General features: G+C 58.1%; 20 protein-coding genes, 1 tRNA gene, 1 pseudogene and 1 riboswitch. Of the genes and pseudogenes, 14 read left to right on the top strand and 8 right to left on the bottom strand.

Annotation, left to right across the window (positions count from 1 at the left end):
- From M9920_17140 to carB, 3 genes are all read left to right on the top strand, one after another.
- On the top strand, positions 1-403 hold a 403-nt coding region (locus tag M9920_17140), incomplete at its 5' end, for a hypothetical protein (GenBank protein ID MCO5054003.1).
- 260 nt (positions 404-663) lie between these two features.
- A complete protein-coding gene (gene gdhA, locus M9920_17135) occupies positions 664-2,001 on the top strand; it encodes an NADP-specific glutamate dehydrogenase (protein MCO5054002.1) in 1,338 nt (445 codons plus the stop codon).
- Between the two features lie 171 nt (positions 2,002-2,172).
- Positions 2,173-5,379: a carbamoyl-phosphate synthase large subunit gene (gene carB, locus M9920_17130; GenBank protein ID MCO5054001.1), complete on the top strand. Its 3,207-nt coding sequence runs from the start codon at positions 2,173-2,175 to the stop codon at positions 5,377-5,379.
- A 428-nt stretch (positions 5,380-5,807) separates the two neighbouring features.
- Here the strand turns inward: carB and M9920_17125 are convergent, their stop codons facing one another.
- Entirely contained in the window at positions 5,808-6,734 is a 927-nt protein-coding gene (locus tag M9920_17125) for an IS110 family transposase (protein ID MCO5054000.1), read from the bottom strand.
- A 648-nt stretch (positions 6,735-7,382) separates the two neighbouring features.
- Positions 7,383-8,504, bottom strand: coding sequence for an ATP-dependent 6-phosphofructokinase (locus M9920_17120; GenBank protein MCO5053999.1), 1,122 nt, complete (start codon positions 8,502-8,504; stop codon positions 7,383-7,385).
- A 272-nt stretch (positions 8,505-8,776) separates the two neighbouring features.
- Between M9920_17120 and M9920_17115 the strand changes: the two genes are divergently transcribed.
- Positions 8,777-9,457, top strand: coding sequence for a zinc metallopeptidase (locus M9920_17115; GenBank protein ID MCO5053998.1), 681 nt, complete (start codon positions 8,777-8,779; stop codon positions 9,455-9,457).
- Between the two features lie 24 nt (positions 9,458-9,481).
- Here the strand turns inward: M9920_17115 and M9920_17110 are convergent, their stop codons facing one another.
- The gene (locus M9920_17110) at positions 9,482-11,479 is read right to left on the bottom strand and encodes a potassium transporter Kup (protein ID MCO5053997.1); all 1,998 of its coding nucleotides are present in this window, start codon (positions 11,477-11,479) and stop codon (positions 9,482-9,484) included.
- Positions 11,466-11,605: riboswitch (cyclic di-AMP (ydaO/yuaA leader) on the bottom strand. It overlaps the preceding gene by 14 nt.
- A gap of 89 nt (positions 11,606-11,694) precedes the next feature.
- On the bottom strand, positions 11,695-12,798 hold the full coding sequence (locus M9920_17105) for an AP protein (GenBank protein ID MCO5053996.1): 1,104 nt from the start codon (positions 12,796-12,798) through the stop codon (positions 11,695-11,697).
- A gap of 38 nt (positions 12,799-12,836) precedes the next feature.
- Between M9920_17105 and M9920_17100 the strand changes: the two genes are divergently transcribed.
- The 3 genes from M9920_17100 (at position 12,837) to M9920_17090 (ending at position 16,540) form a co-directional block, all read left to right on the top strand.
- Positions 12,837-13,109, top strand: a complete 273-nt coding sequence (locus tag M9920_17100) for a ribbon-helix-helix protein, CopG family (protein ID MCO5053995.1) — start codon at positions 12,837-12,839, stop codon at positions 13,107-13,109.
- Complete coding sequence (locus M9920_17095; GenBank protein ID MCO5053994.1) at positions 13,075-13,233, top strand: hypothetical protein; 159 nt, start codon at positions 13,075-13,077, stop codon at positions 13,231-13,233. Before M9920_17100 ends, M9920_17095 begins: the two co-directional genes overlap by 35 nt.
- A 226-nt stretch (positions 13,234-13,459) precedes the next feature.
- The gene (locus tag M9920_17090; protein ID MCO5053993.1) at positions 13,460-16,540 is read left to right on the top strand and encodes an N-6 DNA methylase; all 3,081 of its coding nucleotides are present in this window, start codon (positions 13,460-13,462) and stop codon (positions 16,538-16,540) included.
- 156 nt (positions 16,541-16,696) lie between these two features.
- Here the strand turns inward: M9920_17090 and pheS are convergent, their stop codons facing one another.
- The 4 genes and pseudogenes from pheS to rpmI form a co-directional block, all read right to left on the bottom strand.
- Positions 16,697-17,740: a phenylalanine--tRNA ligase subunit alpha gene (gene pheS / locus M9920_17085; protein MCO5053992.1), complete on the bottom strand. Its 1,044-nt coding sequence runs from the start codon at positions 17,738-17,740 to the stop codon at positions 16,697-16,699.
- A gap of 89 nt (positions 17,741-17,829) precedes the next feature.
- On the bottom strand, positions 17,830-18,114 hold the full coding sequence (locus M9920_17080) for a helix-hairpin-helix domain-containing protein (protein MCO5053991.1): 285 nt from the start codon (positions 18,112-18,114) through the stop codon (positions 17,830-17,832).
- A pseudogene (gene rplT, locus M9920_17075) lies at positions 18,100-18,459 on the bottom strand (50S ribosomal protein L20). Before rplT ends, M9920_17080 begins: the two are co-directional and overlap by 15 nt.
- Positions 18,460-18,502: 43 nt before the next feature.
- Positions 18,503-18,712, bottom strand: a complete 210-nt coding sequence (gene rpmI / locus M9920_17070) for a 50S ribosomal protein L35 (protein ID MCO5053990.1) — start codon at positions 18,710-18,712, stop codon at positions 18,503-18,505.
- A gap of 110 nt (positions 18,713-18,822) precedes the next feature.
- Here rpmI and M9920_17065 point away from each other — a divergent pair.
- The 7 genes from M9920_17065 to M9920_17035 all read left to right on the top strand — a co-directional run bounded on the left by M9920_17065 (position 18,823) and on the right by M9920_17035 (position 24,461).
- Positions 18,823-18,897 (top strand) — tRNA-Glu (locus M9920_17065).
- A gap of 77 nt (positions 18,898-18,974) precedes the next feature.
- A complete protein-coding gene (locus M9920_17060) occupies positions 18,975-19,898 on the top strand; it encodes an ROK family protein (protein ID MCO5053989.1) in 924 nt (307 codons plus the stop codon).
- 49 nt (positions 19,899-19,947) lie between these two features.
- Positions 19,948-20,526 (top strand): SIS domain-containing protein, encoded by a 579-nt coding sequence (locus tag M9920_17055; GenBank protein MCO5053988.1) that lies wholly within the window; start codon positions 19,948-19,950, stop codon positions 20,524-20,526.
- Positions 20,523-21,365 (top strand): HAD family hydrolase, encoded by an 843-nt coding sequence (locus M9920_17050; protein ID MCO5053987.1) that lies wholly within the window; start codon positions 20,523-20,525, stop codon positions 21,363-21,365. Before M9920_17055 ends, M9920_17050 begins: the two co-directional genes overlap by 4 nt.
- 5 nt (positions 21,366-21,370) lie before the next feature.
- Positions 21,371-22,393, top strand: coding sequence for a PfkB family carbohydrate kinase (locus M9920_17045; GenBank protein MCO5053986.1), 1,023 nt, complete (start codon positions 21,371-21,373; stop codon positions 22,391-22,393).
- 142 nt (positions 22,394-22,535) lie between these two features.
- Positions 22,536-22,898: a hypothetical protein gene (locus tag M9920_17040; GenBank protein ID MCO5053985.1), complete on the top strand. Its 363-nt coding sequence runs from the start codon at positions 22,536-22,538 to the stop codon at positions 22,896-22,898.
- A gap of 159 nt (positions 22,899-23,057) precedes the next feature.
- The gene (locus M9920_17035) at positions 23,058-24,461 is read left to right on the top strand and encodes a Gfo/Idh/MocA family oxidoreductase (GenBank protein MCO5053984.1); all 1,404 of its coding nucleotides are present in this window, start codon (positions 23,058-23,060) and stop codon (positions 24,459-24,461) included.
- The last annotated feature ends 14 nt before the right edge of the window (positions 24,462-24,475 follow it).

Below are 24,475 nucleotides of genomic sequence, written 5' to 3'. Positions count from 1 at the left end.
TAAAGTTGTAGCCGTGGCATCGAACGAGTGTAACCCCATGAAGGTGGGGGACGGATGGGGAATGGCGATTCTGTCCGCGAGGTTTTGGACTGCGGCAGTCCCCTGCCGCTCCTATGGAGCTTGTGATTTGTTGCCAGTGAGTTTCCACACGTATGCCGCGCCGCTGGCGCTGGGAGCGGAGTGCGGGCGGTCCCGCGCCCGCAGCGCGGCGCCAGACCAGAAGGCGTTGATTGAACCGCAAGCCGAGCTTCCGGTTCACGCGCTGCGGACGGAGACCGTCCGCGCTCCGGGAACGCCTCGGACTTTATTCCGTTGCCAACGATTCTCCGGACCGACCTGGCGGTTGACCACATCACCGGTCGCGCCGGTGCTCGTCCCGAACCCAGGGCAGTCGTCCGTTTGACCCCAACGCTTGGCTTGAGGTCGGAAGGCCCGCTGCTATAAAGGAAAAAATCAAGCGGCCACGGCTTTATTTAATCGGCTCTAAACCCGATAAGTAACCCGTGCGTTTAATCCCGTGAAATGCGTTTTAATCGGCCTTCGCTAACATTGAAAAACACAATACTAAAAATAATAAGTTATTAGAAAAGTTATGGACACTGGAGCGCCTGGGACTAGCTTGGAGCTGCTTGATAGAAACAAGTATCAGCAACTACCATTGATATGCAATTGATCCATGACACCATCGAATCTGTTCGTCACCGTAATCCCAGCGAGCCGGAATTTCTCCAGGCCGTCACGGAAGTCTTCGAATCCATCGAACCCGCCCTGCAACGTCACAAAAAATATCAGGATGTGCGCATCTTGGAATCCCTCAGCGAACCGGATCGCCAGATCACCTTTCGCGTGCCCTGGGTGGATGATCGCGGTCGCTTTCAGGTGAATCGCGGTTATCGCATTCAGTTCAACAACGCGCTCGGACCGTACAAGGGTGGCTTGCGTTTCCATCGTTCGGTCAACTCCAGTATTCTGAAATTTCTCGGCTTCGAGCAGATCTTCAAAAACTCGCTCACCACGCTGCCGATGGGCGGCGCGAAAGGGGGGGCGGATTTCGATCCACACGGTCGGTCCGACAATGAGGTGTTGCACTTTTGTCAGTCGTTCATGACGGAACTGTGGCGGCATATCGGCGCGGATACGGACGTGCCGGCGGGTGACATCGGCGTGGGCGGGCGGGAGATCGGTTATTTGTTTGGTTACTACAAGCGGCTCTCGAATGAATTTACCGGCGTGCTGACGGGCAAGGGGATCAAATGGGGCGGTTCGCTCATTCGCTCGGAAGCCACCGGGTACGGCGCGGTTTATTTCGCGCAGGAGATGTTGAAGGCGCGCAACGAAACCATTGATGGAAAAATCTGCACCGTGTCCGGTTCGGGCAATGCCGCGCAATTCACGGTCGAAAAATTGATTCAGGTTGGCGCCAAACCGGTGACGATGTCCGACTCGGACGGGTTCATTCACGATCCCAATGGCATTAATCTCGAGAAGCTGGCGTGGATCATGGACCTCAAAAATAATCGGCGCGGACGCATGAAGGAATACGCCGAACACTTTGGCGTCAGCTATCACGCCGGGCAACGCCCCTGGGTGGTGCCTTGTGATTGCGCGTTTCCTTGCGCCACGCAAAACGAAATCAATGGCGGCGACGCCAAGACGTTGCTCGACAACGGGTGCGGTCTGGTCTCCGAAGCGGCGAACATGCCTTCCGAACCCGAAGCTGTGCATCGGTTTCTGGCCAAAAAAATTCTCTACGGGCCGGGCAAAGCCGCCAACGCCGGCGGCGTGGCCACCTCGGGTCTCGAGATGGCCCAGAATTCCATTCGGCTCGCCTGGTCGCGCGCGGAAGTGGATCAGAAGTTGCACGAGATCATGATCACTATTCACCAGAACGTGCGGCGTACAGCCGAGGAATATGGCGTGCCGAATAATTACGTGGTCGGGGCCAACATCGCCGGGTTTGTGAAGGTCGCCGACGCCATGCTTGAACAGGGTCTGGTTTGATTGGATCTTGAATTGGCCGGGCTGGATCGCACGTCAGTATTTCTCGCAACGAGAAAAATGGATCGGATCCAGCCCCACCTGCGCTGAAGAGTTGAGAGTCAAGTCGCAAACTGATTGCTACCAGGAAAAATGAATTTCACAAACGCGCGCCACTCGATCAAAATACCCGCCATGTCTCGACGCAACGACATCAAGAAAGTTCTCATCATCGGGTCGGGTCCGATCATCATTGGCCAGGCCTGCGAATTCGACTACTCCGGCACGCAAGCTTGCAAAGCCTTGCGCGCCCTGGGGTACCAAATCGTGCTCGTGAATTCCAATCCGGCCACGATCATGACCGATCCGGACACGGCGGACATCACGTATATTGAGCCGCTTACCATTCCGTCACTTACGGAGATCATTGAGAAGGAACGACCGGATGCGTTGCTCCCGAATCTGGGTGGACAAACGGGATTGAATTTATCCTCGCAACTCGCCAAGGCCGGGGTGCTCGCCAAGTACGGCGTTCAAATCATTGGCGTGGATTTGGACGCAATCGAGAAGGGCGAAGACCGGATCGTGTTCAAGGAAACCATGAAACGCCTGGGTATTGACCTGCCCCAGAGCGCTCCGGCATTCACGGTCGAGGAGGCGGAAAAAGTCGCGACGGACCTGGGCTATCCCGTGGTGATTCGCCCCGCTTACACGATGGGCGGCACGGGCGGCGGATTGGTCTATAACGTCGAGGAATTGCGCACCGTGGTCAGCCGCGGTCTGGCCGCCAGCATGGTGGGGCAGGTGCTCGTCGAGGAATCGGTGCTGGGTTGGGAGGAACTGGAATTGGAGGTCGTTCGCGATGCCAAAAACCAGATGATTACGGTTTGCTTCATCGAGAACGTGGATGCGATGGGTGTGCATACCGGCGATTCGTATTGCGTCGCGCCGATGCTGACGATTGATCCGAAGTTGCAAGCCAAGTTGCAGGATTACGCCTACCGCATCGTTGAATCCATCGGCGTCATTGGCGGCACGAATACTCAGTTTGCCCATGACCCCAAGACCGGGCGCGTCGTCATCATCGAAATCAATCCCCGCACCTCCCGCTCTTCGGCGTTGGCTTCAAAAGCCACCGGATTTCCGATCGCGCTCGTGTCCGCCAAACTCGCGACGGGCATGACGTTGGATGAAATCCCGTATTGGCGCGACGGTACGTTGGAGAAGTACACGCCTTCCGGCGATTACGTGGTCGTGAAATTCGCGCGTTGGGCGTTCGAGAAGTTCAAAGGCTCCGTGGACAAGCTCGGCACGCAAATGCGCGCGGTCGGCGAAGTGATGAGCATCGGCAAGACCTACAAGGAGGCGTTTCAAAAGGCCATTCGTTCGTTGGAAAATGGACGGCACGGTCTGGGCTTTGCCCGGGATTTCAACCGCCGCTCCCTGTCGGAGTTGATGACGCTGCTCAACGAAGCCTCCAGCGAGCGACAGTGGATCATGTATGAAGCGTTGCGCAAGGGTGCGACCGTGGCCGAACTGCACGCCAAAACCGCCATCAAACCGTGGTTCATCGAGCAGATGAAGGAACTGGTTGAGCTGGAGGAAAAGCTGCTGCAATTCAAAGGCCAGACCTTGCCGGATGATTTGTTGGTTCAGGCCAAGCGGGATGGGTTCGCGGACAAATACTTGAGCAAGATTCTCGGGGTGCCCGAGGCGCAGATTCGCGAACGCCGCAAGAAACTCGGCGTGGTGGCAGCCTGGGACGCACTGCCGGTGAGTGGCGCGGCGACGGGCACCTGCTATTACTACTCGACTTACAATCGCCCGGATCAAGCGCCCGTCAGCGCGCGTAAAAAAGTCATGGTACTGGGGGGTGGCCCGAACCGCATCGGGCAGGGCATCGAGTTTGATTACTGCTGCGTTCACGCCGCGTTCGCGCTGCGCGAAGCTGGTTACGAAACCATCATGGTGAACTGCAATCCGGAAACGGTTTCCACCGATTACGACACGTCCGACAAACTTTATTTCGAGCCGCTGACCGTCGAGGATGTGCTCGCGATTTACGAGAAGGAAAAGCCCGAAGGCGTGGTGGTGCAGTTTGGCGGGCAAACCCCGCTCAATATCGCCAAGGAACTCGAGGCCGCCGGAGTCAAAGTGCTCGGGACAATACCCGACGTAATTGATCTGGCCGAGGACCGCGATCGTTTCCGGCAGATGATGGAGCGGATGAACATTCCCATGCCTGAATCCGGCATGGCCAGCAGTTTTGCTGAAGCCCGGCAAATTGCCGCCAAGATCGGTTACCCCGTGATGGTGCGACCATCATTCGTGCTGGGTGGTCGCGGCATGGAAGTGGTTCACGATGAGGAAATGTTAAAGGAATACGTCAACAAAGCCGTGGATCTTTCCCCGGACCGCCCCATTCTCATTGATCGTTTTCTCGACAATGCCATCGAAGCTGAAGCCGACGCGCTGGCCGACGGCACGGATGCGTTCGTGCCCGCAGTGATGGAACATATCGAGCAGGCGGGCATTCATTCCGGTGATTCGGCCTGCGCCATTCCGCCGGTAACGCTTTCCGCGCAGCACATCAAAACCATCGAAGAGTACACGCTGCGCATCAGCCGCGAACTGAAAGTTTGTGGCGTGATGAACATTCAATACGCCATTTGCCAGGACCGGGTGTACGTGATCGAGGCGAACCCGCGCGCCTCGCGCACCGTGCCGTTGGTGAGCAAAGTTTGCAACGTGCCAATGGCGCGCATCGCCACGCAACTGATGCTCGGCGCGAAACTCAAAGACTTGAAGCTCCAGCGGAAAACCATTCCGCACATCGGCGTGAAAGAAGTCGTGCTGCCGTTCAACATGTTCCCGGAAGTGGACCCCGTATTGGGACCGGAAATGCGCTCGACCGGCGAGGTCTTGGGCATGGCGCCGAGTTTCGGCCTGGCGTATTTCAAATCGCAGGAAGCCGCGCTTTCCGCGTTGCCGCAAAAGGGCACGGTGTTCATCTCCGTAACGAACAAGGATAAACCCGCCATCCTCAACACGGCGCGCGAATTTCAGAAACTGGGCTTTCGCATCAAGGCCACGGACGGCACGCATAAATTCCTGGGCGACCACGGTGTGAAAGCGGAACTCAGCTACAAAATTCACGAGCACCAACGACCCAACATCGCTGATGAAATCAAAAGCCGGGAGATTGATCTGATCGTCAACACGCCGGCCGGCAAAATGAGCGCGCAAGACGACGCGTACATCCGGAAAGCGGCGATCAAATACAAAGTGCCCTATCTGACCACGACGGCTGCCGCGCACGCGGCCGTTTTGGGAATTGCGGAATATCGCGCCGGCAAAGCCGCTGTGAAATCACTGCAAGCCTACCATCGCGACATCGTCTGAAGCAGCCTCGGCAGGACAAAAGCACATCCGCGTTCCTGATCAGTTGAGGACGACGTGGAAGTCGTCCCTCCCTACATAACGACGCCGTCACGTGAGCGTGTGCCCGGCCAACAATGTGGCTGCGGCGTCCCGCCGCAGTTCCGCATCACTCAGCGGCGCGCACGGAGTGATGCGCCCTACCGGTTTCAGTTATCAGAACCTGAATGTCGTCCGCGAGACGCGAACGACCACCGCCGAGGACGGCGGTGCTCCCCCATTTCCCATTCCTTTGCCAATCATTCCCTTGTCTTTCTGCGGAAGTGGATTGGCATTGCGATAATTCCCGTTCGAGTGTTTCGTGTATTTCGCGGATTGTAGCCACTTTGGAATTAAACGCTTTTCCCCTCTCCCGACCTGGCGGTCACCCATTGGATGGGGAGCAACGGTATTTAATTTTGGGGGACAAAGTTTGGATTTTTGAGGGTGTGGTTCATGAGGACGATCAGTTTACGCATAACGGCGGTGAGGGCGACTTTGGCGGGTTTGCCGGCCGCGCGCAGGCGCTGATAGAACGCTTGGAGCTGGCGGTTGGAACGCGCTGCCACCAATGCCGCCATATACAGCGCGCGGCGCACTGGAGCGCGGCCTCCCCCGATGCGCCGGCGGCCATGCCATTGGCCGCTCTCCCGCGGATGCGGGGCCAGTCCGGCCAGTGCCGCCACCTGGCGGCGGTTGAGCGTGCCCAGTTCGGGCAGTTCGGCTAGCACGCCTAACGCCGTAATGGTGCCGACGCCGGTGATGGCGACGAGTTTTTGCACCCGTTCGTCCAGGGAGCTGGCTTGCGCCTGCAGTTGCCCCAGTTGCGTTTCGATTTGTTTCAGATCGCGTTCCAGGCGGCGGACGAGGCTTTGGGCTTGGCGGCGCAAGGCGGGCACGGTGAGCCGTTGGGCTTGCTGGCGTTGCGCCACCAAGAGGGCCAATACCTGCACCCGGCGGCGGATCAGTTCGCTCAGGTGGTGTTCCTGTGGCGTGCGCGGAGCGGTGGGTTGGGGTTGTAAGGCCTGGCCGTAGGCAGTCAGGATGGCGGCATCCAGAGGATCGGTCTTGGCCCGCTGGCCGGTGGCCCGGGCGAAGTGGCGGACGCGGGCCGGGTTCAAGACGCTGACAGGGATGCGGGCGTCATGCAGCGCGGCGACGAGGTCGCGTTCGTAACCGCCGGTGGCTTCGCAGATGACGTGCGTTCCGGGCAGGGAAGCCAGGAGTTTGACCAGCCGGCGGTGGCCCGCTGCCGTGTTGGGCAGGTCGTGGCGGCGTCCGAGGAGGTGCAGTTGCAGGTTCAGCTTGGCAATATCCAAGCCTGTGTAGATAGTGGTCATGGTGTTCTAGCTCCTTCTTGCAAATACGAGCTGGCCGGAGTGGGCCGCTCCATCAACGGTTCGAGTTTAGGACTCCAGCGCGAACGGTTCAGGCTCCCCACGCACTGGGCCAAAAGCCTGTGCCAGAGGGTAACGAACTCATCCGCGCCACTGTCCTGCCGCCTGCAGGCGGCAGGACAGTCCCATCTTCCCCAATCCATCATCTCTGACAAGGATAGACGGAAAGGCAGATACAAGAGGGCCGGGGTGAGGGGATATTTCCTTGGGAGGGACGCGTTCCACCGCGTCCCTGATTGGTTGGGGACGACGTGGAAGTCGTCCCTCCCAGCATGACGGCGGTACGAACGCGTTGGTAGGGCGGGCATGGTTTTTGACAGGATGAACAAGATTTACCGGATCAAATGCTTGATTGGCGGGCGGGGACGATAGGTTTGCGTCTCACTTTTGAACTCCAACCTCTTCGCCAAGATTCAGTATCAATCGTCCTTCGCAATTCGCCTCCCTCTCTGTGCCTCTGCGCCTCGGTGGCCCGTTAGTTAGAACCGGATGTCGCCCGTCAGGCGCGAATGACTACCGCCGAGGGTGGCGGTGACACCTTGGGTCTGGGTGGTGCGGCCAGGTTTTGTCGCACTGATCTACGATGGTTTGCTAATCGCCAAAACAGGTGCCAACGCTGCGGGCGCTGGTAACCCACGAATGATTGGCGGGAACGAGTTTGAGTCGTCCGGCAACTTCAGCGATGGGCACAGCTTTGGTGTCATCGCCGCGCGAAGCGACCATCATGCCGAACTGGCCTTGTTGGATCAGTCGTATCGCGGCAGTGCCCAGGCGGGTGGCCAGCAAACGATCCGGCGCGGTGGGAGTGCCGCCGCGTTGCACGTAGCCAAGGATGGTTACGCGCGCTTCCAGATTGGTAAGCGCTTCGAGTTGTTTGGCCAGGCGCAGGGTGTGGCCCGCGTGCGCTTCCCGGAGTTGAATCAATTCGGCTTTGGCCAGACGCTTTTCGGTTTTATTTTTGGCTTTGGTTTTGTGCCGCACCACTGCCGCGACGCGCGCCGCCTCGCGTCGGGGCAACGCGCCTTCGGCCACGGCGACAATGCTGAAATTCGTGCCGTATTGTTTGCGGCGGCGAATGGCGGCGGCGACGTTATGCACGTCGTAGGGGATTTCGGGAATTAAAATAACATCCGCGCCACCGGCGATTCCCGCGCCCAAGGCCAGCCAACCCGCTCGGTGGCCCATGATCTCGGCGATGATAATCCGGTGGTGACTGTGCGCGGTGCTGTGCAGGCGGTCAATGGCGGTGGTGGCGATATCGAGCGCGGTGTCAAAACCAATGGCGGTATCAGTCAAGACCACGTCGTTGTCAATCGTCTTGGGGAGGGTCACGAGGTTCAACCCTTCTTCCATCAGGCGCAGCACGCTTTTGTGCGTGCCGCCGCCGCCCAGGCAAACCAGCGCGTCCAGTTTTAGTTTGCGATAATTGCGGGCGATGGTGCTGCGCATGTCGCGGATCCGACCGTTGATTTCCATGGCCTGCGGTTTGTCGCGTCCGGTGCCAAGCACGGTGCCGCCGACCGTCAGCACCCCGGCCAGGCTGCGTTTATCCAGTTTGATGGTCAAGTTTTCGGCCAGCCCGCGAAAGCCGTCGCGGATGCCAACGATTTCCATGCCCGCATCAAGTGCGGCTTTGCCCACGCCGCGAATGGCCGCATTCAGACCCGGGCTGTCGCCGCCCGCCGTTAAAATTCCAACCCGTGTTTTGCGCATGGTTTCAGTCTGTTGGAGTCATTGAGTGTTGGCTTGGTTGAGGGGCAATTCGAGTTGCTCCGACCCGGTCGCCGTTATTACCGTCTTTGGTTACCAATTTTGCGGGTCGAGGTGAAGTCAGTTTTCACGAAAGACTGGAGCGGACCGGAAAATTCTGGCGAAGCGACGGCGCGACCTCCAGAGGGCAAGGTTTTTTCAGACACGATTTGCTTTTGTCATGGCGCCGTCTAAAATGAGCGCAGTTGGTGAGTAAGCAGCTTAATTAAGACGCTATGTTTTTTGATCCTAAATATTTTGTATTCATGCTGCCGGCGCTGTTGATTGGCTTGTGGGCGCAGTTCAAGCTGACCTCCGCCTACGCGCGTTTCAGCCGGGTGGGGCTGGCTTCCAGGTTGACTGGCGCCCAGGCGGCGCGGGAAATTCTGGATCAGGCCGGATTACAAAACGTGCCGGTGGAGGAAATTCCCGGGCAACTCACCGATCATTACGATCCGACGAAACGCGCGCTGCGTCTTTCGAGCAATAATTTTCGGGGCGCATCCGTTGCCGCCGTGGGCGTGGCGGCGCATGAAGCGGGTCACGCGTTGCAACACCAGGTCGGTTACGCGCCGATGAAACTGCGGGCGGCGTTGGTGCCGGCCACACGCTTCGCCAGTTACGCATGGGTCGTGCTCATCATGATCGGATTCTTTCTGCAAATGACCAATCTGATTTACGTGGGGATCGGGTTGTTCAGCATCATGATGTTGTTTCAGATGGTGACGTTGCCGGTGGAATTTGACGCGAGTCGCCGCGCCAAAGTGGAGTTGTTGCGCCTCGGGATTGTCCGGTCCGAGGAAAGCGCCGGAGTCGGTCAGGTCTTGAACGCGGCTGGTTTGACTTACGTGGCGGCGCTGGTCAGTTCCGTCATGCAATTACTATATTTTCTAAGTATCGCGCGCGGTCGGGATTGAATCCATGTGGTCGGCTGCGACGGCTTAAATTTCGATCTGCAATCCCAGCTCGACGACCCGGTTTGGCGGGAGTTTGAAGAAAGCATTGGCGGGCTGAGCGTTGCGCGCGAGCAAGGCAAACAGACGTTTGCGCCATTGCCACAAACCCAGGCGCTGGCTGGGGATGATGGTTTCCCGACTGAGGAAAAAGGTGGTTTCCATCTCGCGAAATTTCAGTCCGTGCGCTTCACACAATTGCAGCGTCTCCTGCGCGTCGGGCTTTTCCATGAAACCATAACGGCTGATCACCCGGTAGAAGCCTTCGCCTAAATCAGTCACGCTGATGCGCTCATTCTTTGCCACGTAAGGCGTTTCTTCGACGAGAATGGTGAGCAGCACCACGCGTTCGTGCAGGATTTTGTTGTGCTTGAAATTGTGGGTGAGCGCGGCGGGCGTGCCCTCGGGGTTGCTCGCCAAAAAAATCGCCGTGCCGCTGACCCGATGCGGCGGATGCGCTTTGACGTCGCGCAAGAAATCTTCGATGGGAAACAGACTCTTTATGAGTCGTTGCCGCAGGCGCGCGCGTCCGGTTTTCCAGGTGGCCATCAAGGTGAAGCCGATGGCCCCGATGGTCAGCGGAAACCAGCCGCCATGACTGACTTTGCCCAGATTGGCGGCCAGGAAGAAAAGTTCGATCACAAGAAAGACTCCGCAGAGCGATCCGACCGCGAGCGGGTGCCAGTTCCACAGGCGTCGCGCGGCGAAATAGAAGAGCAGGGTGGTGATGAGCATCGTCAGACCGACGGCGATACCGTAGGCGGCGGCCAGATTTTCCGAGGAGCGAAAGCCCAATACCAAACCAATGCAGGCGGCCATCAGCGTCCAGTTGATCAGCGGGATGTAGATTTGCCCGTGCGTGGATGACGAGGTGTGTTCAATGGCGACGCGCGGCACGTAGCCAAGTTGCACCGCTTGCATGGTCAGGGAGAATGAGCCGGAAATCAGCGCTTGGGAAGCGATGACGGTGGCTCCGGTGGCCAGAGCGACCAGGGGATACAGCGCCCATCCCGGCGCCAGGAGGTAGAAGGGGTTGCTCGCCGCTTCCGGATGACTGAGCACCAGCGCGCCCTGCCCGAGGTAGTTCAAGAACAACGCCGGCAGCACCAGACTGAACCACGCGATTCGGATCGGCCTTTTACCGAAGTGCCCCATGTCCGCGTAGAGCGCTTCCGCGCCCGTCAGCACGAGGAAAACCGAGCCGAGTTGGTGGAAGCCGCGGAAGCCATTTTGCTCGAAGAATTGCCAGGCATACACCGGGTTGACGGCGCGTAAAACTTCGGGTGAATGAAAAACTTGTTTAAGCCCCAATCCCGCCAAAGTGAGAAACCACACCAACATGGCCCAACCAAAAGCGCGTCCCACTTTCGCGGTGCCAATGCGCTGCACACTGAACAAACCGACGAGAATCAAGACCGTCAGCGGCACGACGTAGGATTGCAAACCGGGCGCCGCAACTTCCAATCCTTCCACGGCGCTCAATACTGAAATGGCGGGAGTGATTAATCCATCGCCGTAGAGCAGCGCGGCGCCAAAGACGCCAAAGGTGATCATCCACCACATGGTCCAACTGCGGGTTGGTTTTTTGCGTTCGGGGAAGGCGAGCGCGGTGAGAGTGAGAATGCCGCCCTCGCCACGATTATCCGCGCGCAACACGAAGACGATGTATTTGATCGAGACAATCAAAATCAACGCCCAGAAAATCAGGGAAAGCAATCCGAGCACGTTATCCGTGGTGGCGGCAACGGATCGTTCCCCGGCAAAGCAGGCGCGCAAGGCATAGAGCGGACTCGTCCCGATGTCGCCATAGACCACGCCCAGCGCGGCCAGCGCGAGATACTTGAGGGAGGTTGGCTCGGGCGAGGTTTGGTGTTCCGCTTCGGAAATCGTCGCGTCCGGCGGCGCCGGTTTGGAGCTTGAACTGTTGTCTGCTTGCATCGAGTTGGCGGGAATTTTCAACGTCACCGTTGAAAACTGCCCTTTCACACGTCGCCGAGGTTAGCTGTCGGGCTGGGTCTTGAAAGTGACCCGCGGTCAGCGCCGCCACGCCCCCTCCGCGTCACGCGGACTTTGGTTCCCCCGGGCCGGATGCGATTGCGTCCGGCTTGGACTGCAAGGGCAGCATCGCAAAATGCGGAAAACGTGTCAAACGAACGCGCCTGACCGCCGCCGAACGAGAAGCCGCATTGCGGAGCGAAAATTCAATTACTGGTCCGGGGCAACACGTCCGGCAACGGCGGCGCCGCTTGCGGCATGGCGGCGGGAAAATTTTCCCCTAAAAAAGCGGCAACGGTGGCGGCGACCTGGCTCAGCGTTACTTTCGCGCAATTGGTTCGTTCGCCGAGCGGCGGCGTGTCCGGGCCAAGCACTCCAATCCAGATGTTCTCCGCGCCCTGAACGCTGGCGCCATGCGAACGCCACGCTTTGGGCGCGTCGCCACGACCATGATCGGTGGTGATGATGAACGTGGTTTGGTTTCGATACGCGGGCATGGATTGCACCGTTTCCCATAAACGGCGGATGAAATCATCCTGATAGTGCGCGGCGGCCAGCATCAAATCGTAGCGCCCTTCATGCGCCCATTCGTCAATTTCACTGAAAGAAAGGTAAAAGGCGCGCGGCTGCTTCGTTTGAATGTAATCCCGGGCCACGCGGAAGGTGACGGCGTCGAACAGCATGTTATCCCATAATGCCGGAGTATCGTTGATCCATTGGAGTTGCTCGGCAGACGGAGTAAATAAAACCGGGGCGCCGGACGGCAACGAAAATCCGCTCCACACGGCCAGGTGACTTCGCTCCACATTCAGAATCCACGGAACGACGTCCCAATTCACCGCCGCCGCCACCCGGCCGGCAAAGCGCGGCTGTAGATTCAGCCATTCGAACACGTTGGTGTTGGGATTGGGAATTTTGTCATTGCTGTTCAGGCTTGGGTCCGCCACGCCGGTGAGAAACTCGCTGTAGCCCGGGTAGGAGAATTTTTTGTCATTGGCCAGTTGCGCGATGCTGCCCCTGGTTTGATTGCCAAAGAGCTGGCCTCGACTCGCGATTTCGCTCCAGAAGAATGGCAGCAAAGCGCGCCGCCGCTCTTCCGGCGTGTTGCGCCAGAATTTGGCGCGCGTCGTCGCCGGATTGGCCACCCCGCCGTTGGCTTTATCCAGCAGCGCTTCCTCGGCGCCGCTGAAGACCTCCTGCCAGCGCAACCCATCCGTCGAAATGAGAAAAACATTCCTGGTTTTCAAATCGGCAGCGGCCAATGAGATAATGCCGGCCAACAGCGCGCAGAGGGTGATCAATTGTTTCATAAATAAAGCGCTGGAAATAAAACCCGAGAGACCCCGCATTGGAAATCAAATTTTTGCCAATAAGAATAGCGACGTCGTATGATGACACCGTGAGAATAATTATCGAATTGTCGGAAGAGCAGTTGGCAGCGCTGGCGGCCATTTCATCCCGCGAAAAAACATCGCGCGCGGAAATTATCCGTCGCGCCGTCGGAAACTATCTTCGCGAAGAGCAATCTGACAAAGGGTGGAGCGCATTTGGTTTGTGGAAAAAGAAGAAGATTGACGCGCTGAAATATGAAAGCCGGTTGCGCGCGGAATGGGAGCAATGATGAAGGCAGTTTTTGCACCAATATCTTGGTGGATTATCTCAACGGCGCTTCTGCGACCCGCCGCGAGCTTGATCAATACGAGGAAATCGTCATCAGCATCGTGACGTGGACGGAGATTTTATAGCGGTTTAATTAAACACTGTAGCCGCATCTTGCCCTCCAACTGTAGCAGACGACGTGGGGCGGCTCGTGCTTCCTTCCTGAAAAATCAGAGCGGACTTACGCCCGCTACTACAATCGCTGAGATCGATTCTGCGGTTACTACCATAGCAGTGAACTTACTTTTGCGCGCCAAACCTGCCGGACTCAGTGATTGCTCGGGGCGACGTGTTTCCGGTATAAATCCATCCATGCCGAGCCGGGATAAACTGGAGCAATTTGTTACGTGGTGTGACCAACACATCACCGGTGATGAAAAAGGCCAGGCGCAAATCTTCCTCGACCGGCTTTTCCAGGCGTTCGGTCAACCCGGTTCTCTCGATGTCGGCGGTGAACCCGAATTCCGCGTTCGCAAGGCCGACGCCGACGGCGGCGGGACCGCCTTTGCGGATTACGTTTGGAAACCCGTCGTGCTCGTCGAAATGAAGAAGCGCGGTGAAAAGCTCCAGAGACATTACCGACAAGCCTTCGATTATTGGACGCGCCTGGTGCCGCATCGCCCGCGCTACGTGGTGCTTTGCAACTTCGACGAATTCTGCGTCTATGATTTCGATACCGATCTCGATACGCCCAAGGACACGCTCGCGCTGAAGGATTTGCCCGAACGCTGGGGGCCGCTGGCATTTCTCGCGCCAGGCAATCCCCGTCCCACGTTCGACAACGACCGCGAGAAAGTCACCCGTGAAGCCGCCGATTGTCTGGCGGAATGTTTTCGCAAATTCGTCCGGCGTGGCGTGCCGCAACCGGACGCCCAACGCTTCATCCTGCAAATGCTCGTCGCGTTGTTTGCGGAGGATATTGATTTGCTCCCCAAGTATTTTGTCGCGCAACTCCTTGAGGAATGTACCACTCCCGCCGATGGCTACGACTTAATCGGCGGGCTGTTCGAGGCTATGAACAGCAATCCGCCCAAAGCGGGCGGACGGTTCAAAGGCGTGCGTTATTTCAACGGCGGCCTGTTCCGCGAACCGGCCCGACTGGAGCTTCAAGACCTTGAACTCGTGCTGCTCCGTAAGGCCGCCAAGTTCGACTGGTCGAAAGTGCAGCCGGAAATCTTCGGCACCCTGTTCCAGCACTCGATGAACGACGCGGAGCGCCACGCGTTCGGCGCGCACTTCACGCACCCGTCCGACATCATGAAAATCGTCAAACCGACGATCACCGACCCGTGGACCGAGCAGATTGAAGGGGCGAAAACCCGCACTCGGCTCAATCAATTACTCGACCGGATGCACACCTTTCGCGTGCTTGATCCGGCGTGTGGCTCGGGCAACTTCCTGTACATCGCCTATCGCGAGATGAAACGGCTCGAAGCCCGGATCTTCGAGCGGCTGCGGACGGAGTTCAAAACCGATGCGAAGGAGGCAGCGCAGATGCCGCTGAGCTATCTGAGCGCGCAAAACTTTTACGGTCTGGACGTTCTGCCCTTTGCCGTCGAGATCGCCAAGGTGACGATGATGATTGGGCGCAAGCTGGCAATTGACGAATTGCACATCAGCGAACCCCCGCTGCCGCTCGACAATCTCGACCACAACTTCATCGCCGCCGACGCGCTGCTCACGCCCGAAGGCCAGCCGACGCAATGGCCCCAAGCCGATGTCATCATCGGTAATCCGCCGTTCCTCGATGCACGCAAAATGACAATGGAACACGGGCGCGAATACGTTGGGAAACTGGAAAAGAACTATCCCGAAGTTCCACGGCGTGCTGACCTTTGCACCTACTGGTTTCGCAAGGCTGCCGATCATCTGCCAGCCTGCACTACAGCCGACCCACTCTCCGGGCGCGGCGGACTGGTTGGTACACAAAATATCCGCAACAACGAATCACGCGAAGGTGGGTTGGACCATGTCGTCTCGACAGGGGCGATCGTGGAAGCCGTAGAGAACCAACCGTGGTCGGGCGAAGCCAACGTCAATGTTTCCATCGCCAATTGGATGAAAACGCAAGACGCCGCGTCGCTGCCCAAGAAGCGGAAACTCTGGTTCAAAATCCAACCCAGTGCCTCTGTAAAGAAAACTCGCAAGCGCGGCAGTGGTTCAGCGACCAAGGAATACGAGCTTGATGCTCGTGAATGCGATCAAATCAATTCGGCGCTGTCAGACGCGACGGATGTGGCTGCGGCAAAAATCTTGAAATGCAATACGCAGCCAAAGTGCGTTTTTGAAGGTGTTCAAACTGGACACGATGGTTTTGTTATCTCTGCGGCGGAGGCAAACGATTTGCTTGCGATTGATGAACACAAACCATATGTAAAGCCGTTCATTAACGGTTCTGACCTTTTGTCGGCGCGATATGTGACCAAGCCGGAATACGTCGTTGACCTCAGTAACCTAAACGTGCTTCAAACATCGGCATTACCTCGCTTGCTCGCGATTCCCAAAGAGCGAGTGCTCAAGGATTGGGAAAAGAATGCTGCACAGGAAAACAAGGAACTCGGGCGCGACCGTGGCGAGCACCAGAATCGGTTGGACACATGGTGGGCTTTGAAGCGTCCGAGAAATGATTTGCAACAGGCTCTGAAGAAGCTTCCTCGCTATGTTGCCTGTTCGGCTGTGATGAAGAGGCCGACATTCGTTTTTATTTCTGCGAATTACCTGCCTACGAACGCGCTCAAAGTGTTTGCCTTTGCAGATGATTATAGTTTCGGTGTTCTGCAATCAGATATCCATTGGCTTTGGTTCATCACAAAATGCAGCAAGCTGACCGAACGCTTTCGCTACACTCCCGAATCCGTCTTCGACACGTTCCCGTGGCCGCAGTTTGAAATGGGGAGCGCACCCGCCCCGGGTGCAGCCGACCGCGCCCTCGCGGTCGGCACTGGCGCGCGCGCATCAAATTCAACGTCAGTATCAGCGCAATCGTCCATTCCGCTGAAGGGTTGCCGCGAGGGTGCGGCAACCGACACGCGGGGCGCGTGTACTCCCCAGACCATCGCGAAAATTGACGCCGTGGCCTCTGCCTCGCGCACGGTGCGCCGCGTGCGCGCCGAAGCATTGCAGCATCTGAAAGGCGGCCTGCGCGCTCTCTATCGCACGCTCGAACTGCCCGGCGCGAATCCGTTGAAGGACGCCCACGCCGCATTGGATGCCGCCGTTCTCGACGCCTATGGTTTCAGCGCCAAACAGGATTTGCTGGCCCAACTCCTTGAATTGAATCTCACCGTCGCCGCCCGGATTGAACGGGGTGAACCCGTCACTGCTCCCGGCGTGCCGCCAGGCTATCCCACGCCGCAATCCCTGGTAACGGACGATTGCATCCAGCCACCGTAACCTACGAAAGCGGTCACTATTTCGCCTGCGCAATTTGCGGATCGGACAACACGATCGAGACACACCCTGTGAGTCGCATGTGGTGTGTGCCTGCGTGATTTACCTGCGGGTAAGAAGAATGTCGGAATGGGTTGATGTCGAGGCGTTGTTTCCGTATCAAAACTGCCGCAAGAACCGCACGTCGTTTTCGTAGAATAATCGGATGTCGTTGATCCCGTAACGCAACATCGCAATGCGCTCGATGCCAAAACCAAAGGCCCAGCCGGTCCAGACTTCCGGATCGTAACCGACATTCTCAAAAACCTGGGGATGCACCATGCCGCAACCGGCGATCTCCAACCACGCTTTGCCCATTTTTTTGACCAGCGCATTGGTGAAGTCAATTTCATAGCTCGGCTCGGTGTAGCTGAAATAGTGCGGGCGAAAACGGATTTTTACGTCGTTGCCCATCAGCTCGCGAAAGACAAATTCCACCGTGCCTTTCAGATCGCCAACCGTGACGTTCCGATCCACGTACAGCCCCTCGACTTGATGGAAGGTGGGATTGTGCGTGGCATCCGCGTTATCGCGGCGAAACACGCGCCCCGGCACAATGATGCGCACCGGCGGCGCTTGCTTTTCCATGACGCGAATCTGCACCGAGGAAGTGTGCGTGCGCAGCAACGAACCGCGGTGTGAGGAGTCGCCCGGCGCGCTCCCGGCCTGGGGATCATTGGCGAGGTAGAAGGTATCTTGCAAGTCGCGTGCGGGATGATCCGCCGGCGTGTTCAACGCATCAAAGCAATGGTATTCGTCTTCGATCTCCGGACCATCCGCCACCGCAAAACCAATTTTGCGAAACGCGCGGACGATGTCGTCCGTCACTTGGGTGAGCGGATGCAATTTGCCGAGACCGCGGCGCCGTCCGGGCAGGGTGAAATCAGTCGGGTGCTTGGGTTGCGCCGCCGCCAGTTCCAGTTCGCCGCGTCGCTCGGCCAGCGCGGATTCCAGCTCCAGCTTGCCCGCGTTGATCAACTTGCCCGCCGCCGGACGCTCTTCCTTGGCCAGCGCGCCGAGGCGTTTCATTAAGGCGGTGAATTTGCCATTCGGCCCCATCCACGCTCCCTTGATTTGCTCGAGCGCGGCCAGATTGGCGGCGCCCTTCAAGTCGGCGAGGGCGGTTTGTTTCAACGGTTCAATTTCTTCCAGGAAGCCAGCCATAAATTCAGGTTGGGAGTTTAACGAATTCGCTCGAGCAGCAAAAGAAAAAGGCGACCATTGCTGGTCGCCTTGAAAATCGGGTTCAATAATTAAACGCGGCGTCCGCCTTTAAGTTCGACTTTGAGTTTTTCAAACGCCTCGCGATCGCCCTTGGCGGCCAGTGCCGCTTGTTCAGGCCAGGTGGTGGGATCCCATTGTTTCAGGTGCGCGCCGCCTGCCGCGAGAATTTCCTTCAGTCGCGCCACCGAGGTGGCGGCCACTTGGGCGAAGGTCTTGATGCCTTGTGCGTGCAGCGCTTCCTGGATTTTCGGTCCGACACCTTCGATTTCGGTCAGATCATCGCCTTTGCCGGCGTGCTCGGCTTTGGCCTTCAAACCGTCCTGCGCCAGCTTCACCAATTGCAGAAACGCGTCGTTATCCTGCGCGGCGATGTCGGCAATCACCTTGCGATCCAATTCGCACTTGGCGGCCTTCAAACCTTCGATCAGACGGCTGTAAGTGATTCCGGCCGTGCGCGCGGCGGCGTTGATCCGAATCTGCCAGAGATAGCGGAACGTGCGCTTCTTGACGCGACGATCGCGGTAGGCGTACTGCCGGCCGTGATCCACGGCATCGCTGGCGTAGCGGTAAAGTTTGGAACGTTTGAGGCGAAAACCCTTCGCCGCTTGCAACATGCGATTGCGGCGCTTACGAGAGGCTGGTGAATTTGTTACGCGCATGAAAAGTAGAAATTAAAATTCGTGGGAACGGAAATGGATGAAATCAGTGGGTGAACGGAAGGCTTTGCTTGATACGATATTCGTCCGTGGTGTGGACGAGCGCCGCGCCGCGCAGACCGCGCCGGCGTTTGGCGCTTTTGGTCTGGCAAAGATGACGTCGCCCGGGGCGACTGCGGAGGATTTTTCCCCGAGCCGTCAGCTTGAAACGTTTGGTCACAGATTTCTTGGTTTTGATACCTTTGGGACGTCGCATAAATAACTTCCTGTTACAAAAGGAGGCGCAGTATAAAACGTGCAAGGCGGAGCGCAAGAGTTAATTTCAGCGTGACAAGGTGGTCTGAGGGGATAGGATGCGGGCGTTATGGCGCGTTCGTCTATCGGCTAGGACACGGCCCTCTCAAGGCTGAAAGACGGGTTCGATTCCCGTACGCGCTACCAGTTGCTCCTCACTCCTCACGTCTCCACCATTGCCCCAAGTCTCCGCTTGCGTCAGCATCGGCGGGGCAGAACCACAAATGAACATTCTGGGCATCGAAATTGGCGGCACGAAATTGCAACTTGCGCTCGGCAACGAACACGGGGTGATTCAGCACCGACACACTTTGACCGTTAACCCGAATTCCGGCGCGGGCGGCATCCGTGAACAAATAACGCAGGCGCTTCGTGAATTGCGCGCCAGTCGCCAGATTGAAGCCGTTGGCGTCGGATTTGGCGGCCCGGTGGATTGGCGCACGGGAAAAATCTGTCGCTCGCATCAGATCGAAGGGTGGTCGGATTTTGATCTGGCGTCCTGGTTGCGCGAGCAGTCCGGCGCTCCGGTGGCGGTGGACAATGATGCGAATGTGGCGGCGCTGGGTGAGGCGCATCGCGGCGCGGGCGTGGGTGGTGATCCGGTATTTTACGTGACGTTGGGCAGCGGCGTTGGCGGTGGGCTGGTCGTGGCGGGGCAAATTTATCACGGGGCGATTCCCGGCGAGGCGGAAATCGGTCACGTGCGGCTGGATCGCCGCGGCACGACGGTTGAATCGCGTTGTTCCGGTTGGGCGGTGGACGCGCGGATTCGCGAGTTGATCCAGCAACAACCGCAAAGCCAGCTCGCGCGTTTGGTGGGGCGGGAAACTCGCGGCGAGGCACGACATCTCGGAGCGGCCCTGGCGCAAGGCGATCCCCTGGCGCAACAGCTCTTACGGGAAATTTCCGAGGATCTGGCGTTTGGGTTGTCGCATGTGGTTCATTTGTTCCACCCGCAACGCCTCATTTTGGGCGGCGGCTTGGCTGGGTTGGGCGAACCGCTTCGTCTGGCCGTGGAAAACGCTTTGCGCGGTTGGGTAATGGAAGCCTTCCGGTCCGGCGTCAGCGTTCAGTTATCGCAACTGGGCGCGGACGTGGTTCCGGTTGGCGCCCTGCTGCTCGCGGTTGACGCCGCGAAAGCGGGTTGAGCAAACGAAGATTTGAGTATTTGTCCGCCATCCCTATCCTTCATCGCGCATGACGACTGCCAATCAGTGGGTTGCCGATTATTTCCGAGCGCAAAAGGCGGCGCTCGATTCCATTGCGCCGGAAGCGCTGGTGCAATTGATTCAAACCCTTCGCCACATTCATCAGGAAGACCGCCAGATATTGGTGTTTGGCAACGGCGGGAGCGCCGCGAACGCCTCGCATTTTGCGACGGATCTCGGCAAAGGCGCTTCCGATCGTTTGGGGAAACGCTTTCGAGTGCTGAGTCTGACTGACAATGTCAGTTGGATCACGGCGCTGGGAAATGATTACACCTACGAAGACGTTTTTCTGCGGCAGATGCAAAATTACGCGCGTCCGGGCGACCTGGCGCTGGGCATCAGTGTTTCCGGCAACTCGCCCAATTGCGTGCGGGCGCTGGAGTGGGCGAAGGCCAACGGCTTGCGCACGGTGGCCCTGGTGGGCGCCAAGCGCGGCCGCATGGCGGAGGTTGCCGAGCAAGTCATTGTCATCAACGACACGCATTACGGTCGCGTGGAAGATGCGCAGATGGGGATTTGCCATGTGCTGTGCTACGCGTTCATGGAACATCCAGATTGGGCCAAATGAGTACGCCTGCCGCCACCCATTTTACCGGGCGCGTGGAATTCACCGCTAATTTCGCTCCCCGTCCGCAGATCAGTCATGTGCTCTTTGACTTTGACGGCACGCTGTCTCTCATTCGGGAAGGCTGGCCCGAAGTCATGGTGCCGATGTTTGTCGAGATGTTGCCCGGATTGCCCGATGAAACCGAGGCGGCGCGCCGGCAGTTGTGCTTCGAGGACATCATGCGTCTGAACGGCAAGCAGACGATTTATCAAATGATGCAACTGGCCGAGCGCATCAAGGAGCGGGGCGGTACCCCGCGTGATCCGTTGTGGTATAAACACGAATACTTGCGGCGACTGGACGAGCGGATTCGGCATCGCACTGATGATTTGCGTCACGGTGTGCTCAAACCTGACGATCTGTTGGTGCATGGTGCGCGCGGTTTGTTGGACGAATTACAGCGACGCGGATTGGCGTTGTATCTGGCCAGCGGCACTGACGAGCCATTCGTCAAAATGGAAGCTGAGTTGCTTGGTCTGACCCGTTACTTTGGCCCGCATATTTACGGGGCGCTGGACAACTACAAGCAGTTCTCAAAAAAAATGGTCATCGAACGTTTGCTGCGTGAAAACCAGATTGCCGGGGCGCAACTGCTGGCCTTTGGCGATGGCTACGTGGAAATTCAAAATACCAAGGAGGTCGGCGGATTGGCGGTGGCCGTCGCGAGTGATGAGGCGCATAACGGTTCGGGGCGCTTCGATGAATGGAAACGGCAACGTCTGCTGGGCGTGGGCGCGGATGTGGTCATTCCCGACTTCCGCGATGCAACGTCGCTCCTGGCGCGCATCCTGGATCATTGAGGCTCATGAACGCCGAGCGTTTCGCCACCATTACGGAGCAGTATCCGCAATTGCGGATCGCGGTGGTTGGTGATTTTTGTCTGGATCGCTACCTCGAGATTGATCCCACCAAGGTGGAGACTTCCATCGAAACCGGATTGCCGGTGCATAACGTCGTCAGAGTTCGCGCGCAACCGGGCGGGGCGGGGACCGTGCTCAACAACCTGGTCGCGCTCGGCGTCGGCCAGATTTTTCCCGTGGGGTTTGCCGGCGACGATGGCGAAGGCTACGAACTGCGTCGGGCGTTGGCCGCCTTGCCGGGCGTGCGCCTGGACTATTTTCTGCAGACGACCGCGCGCCGCACCTTTACCTATTGCAAACCGTTGATGGTTGAGGCGAACCGCCCGCCGCGCGAATTGAATCGGCTCGACCAAAAGAACTGGACGCCCACGCCGCCAGAGGTGGTGGAACAGTTATGCGCCCATCTGATTGCGGCGGCAGAACAGGCGGACGCACTGGTGGTTTTGGAACAGGAAGATCAACAGGCTACCGGCGTATTGACTCCGGCCGTGTTGGCGGCTTTGGGGCGCGTGGCCCAATCGCGTCCGCAACAGTTGATCCTGGCCGACAGCCGCCGTGGTCTGCGCGATTTTCCACCGGCCATCTTCAAAATGAACGCCACCGAACTCTCCGCGTTGACCGGTCTGGCGGCGACGGCAGAATTGAAAGACATCGCGGCGGCAGCGGTGCGCCTGTCCAGACAAAATCAACGACCGGTCTTCGTGACGCTTTCGGAACGAGGAATTTTAGGCGTCACTCCAGATGGCCGCACGGAACATCTGCTCGCGTTGCCGTTGCGCGGTGAAATTGACATCGTGGGCGCGGGCGATGCCGTTTCGGCAAATTTGGTCGTCGCTCTTCAAAGTGGCGCTACCATCCGCGACGCGCTGGCGTTGGCCAACGCCGCCAGCTCCATAGTCATTCATCAACTCGGCACGACCGGCACGGCCAGCGTGGCACAGTTGCGACCCTTGGTCGTGACCGGTTGAGCAAGGTGACCAATTCGATTGCAAGCGATCACCGCGCGAATTAAACCCCGCCGATGCTTTCAGGAAATGGCCTTGATGGATTTAGCGTGCGTTGTCCGGGGCGGAACCCCATACTGAGTCGCGGCAAAGCTAGAGATTAGAAATGACGCCTTTCCAGATTATCTTCACGCCGACGAGCGCCGCGGAGTTGTCGCGCATGCCGAAGGAACTGCAATTGCATATCCTCGGCGAATTTCGTGGGTTGCCTCAGCAAGTCATCGGCACGGAGTTGAGTGATTTCGGGAAATTGGAACGGGGCGGGCGTATCCTGCATCGCTTCCGCATCGGAGATTTTCGCGTTTATTTTGAGCGTCACGAGCTGGGCGTTTTGGTGCATCGGATTTTGAGCAAAAACACGCTCAAAGACTTCATGTATCGCTCCGGATTGAAGGTCGAGGAAGACGCGGCCTTGCAACAAAACCCCAAGTTTTGGGAGCTGATCGAATCCGCCCGGATCACGAAATAGCGAGCGTCGAACCCACCCTATTGGGATAGACGATTCCTCGGACGCCGCTTCCGCCAAACCGTTCCCTTCGAGCAGCGGATGAGGTTGATTTCAACTGATAACTCGATCAGCGCGTTTTGTGTGTTGACTCCCAAGCGCGACAGTGAAACGATGGCGCACATGAATACCAATCCTGATGCTTCGGGTTCTACTCCGACGACTCGGCGTGATTTTATCAAACAAACCGGCACGGTGGTGGCGGCGTCCGCTCTGGCGGGACTGGCCTTGCCACACGTCCATGCGGCGGGGAACGACACCTTGCAGGTGGGTTTTGTGGGCTGCGGCGGGCGCGGCACGGACGCGGCGGGCAACGCTTTGTCCGTCAAGGGCGGCGGCACCAAACTGGTCGCGATGGCCGACATTTTGCCCGAGCGCTTGAACACGAAGTTCGCCGCGCTGAAACAAAAATTTGGCGACAAGGTGGATGTCCCGGACAACCGCCGTTTTCGAGGATTCGACGCCTACCGCGAAGTCATGGATTCTTTGCGGCCCGGCGATATTGTCATTCTGACCACGCCGCCCGCGTTTCGGTGGGTGCATTTCACCTACGCCATTGAAAAGGGCTTGAACGTGTTCATGGAGAAGCCGGTGGCGGTGGATGGTCCGAGTGGACGACGCATGTTCAAACTGGCGGAAGCGGCCAAGGCCAAAAATCTCAAGGTGGGCGTCGGTTTGAATTCACGCCACGCGCGCCATTTGCAGCAACTGGCGGAACGCATTCATGACGGTGCGATTGGAGAAATTGTTTTGGAACGCGGTTACCGGATGCACGGGCCGGTGGCTTCGTTCCAGTCCCTGCCCAAGCCGGACAATGTGAGCGAGTTGCTTTACCAGATTCAACGCTTCCACAGTTTCATCTGGGCCAGCGGCGGCTGCTTCAGCGACTTCTACATTCACATCATTGACCACCTAGGTTGGATGAAAAATGCGTGGCCCGTCAAGGCGCAAGCCCTGGGCGGTCGCCACTATAAACTCAGTCCGGAAGGTCTGCCTTATGTGGACCAGAACTTCGACACTTATTCGGTGGAGTACACCTACGGAGACGGGACGAAATTCTATTTTGATGGTCGCTGCATCACGGGCTGTTGGGATAATTTTTCCAGTTACATTCACGGCACGAAAGGCAGCGCCATCGCGGCCAAGAGCGGCGATTGTGGCGGCCCTTCCAGCATCTACAAGGGGCAAACTCCGAAGGGATCGGAGCGCGTCTGGACTTCGACCACGCCCCCCGGCGAAGACAACTGGTATCAAAATGAGTGGAATGATCTGGTGGACGCCATTCGGGCCGATCAACCGTACAACGAGGTTGAACGCGGCGTGACTGTCAGCATTGTTTCCGCCATGGGCCGCATGGCGGCGCACACCGGTCAGGAGGTCACGTTCGAGGACATGTTGAACTGCGAACATGAGATGGCGCCGGGCATTGACAAGTTCACTTACGATTCGCCTGCGCCGGTGCAGGCCGACGCGAACGGTCGGTACCCGGTTCCTGAACCCGGTATCAAAACCACGCGCGAGTATTAAATTTTATCCGCACC

Source organism: Verrucomicrobiia bacterium (assembly GCA_023953615.1).
Lineage (GTDB): Bacteria > Verrucomicrobiota > Verrucomicrobiia > Limisphaerales > JADLHS01 > JADLHS01.
This window is presented reverse-complemented; position numbering and strand designations above follow the sequence as displayed.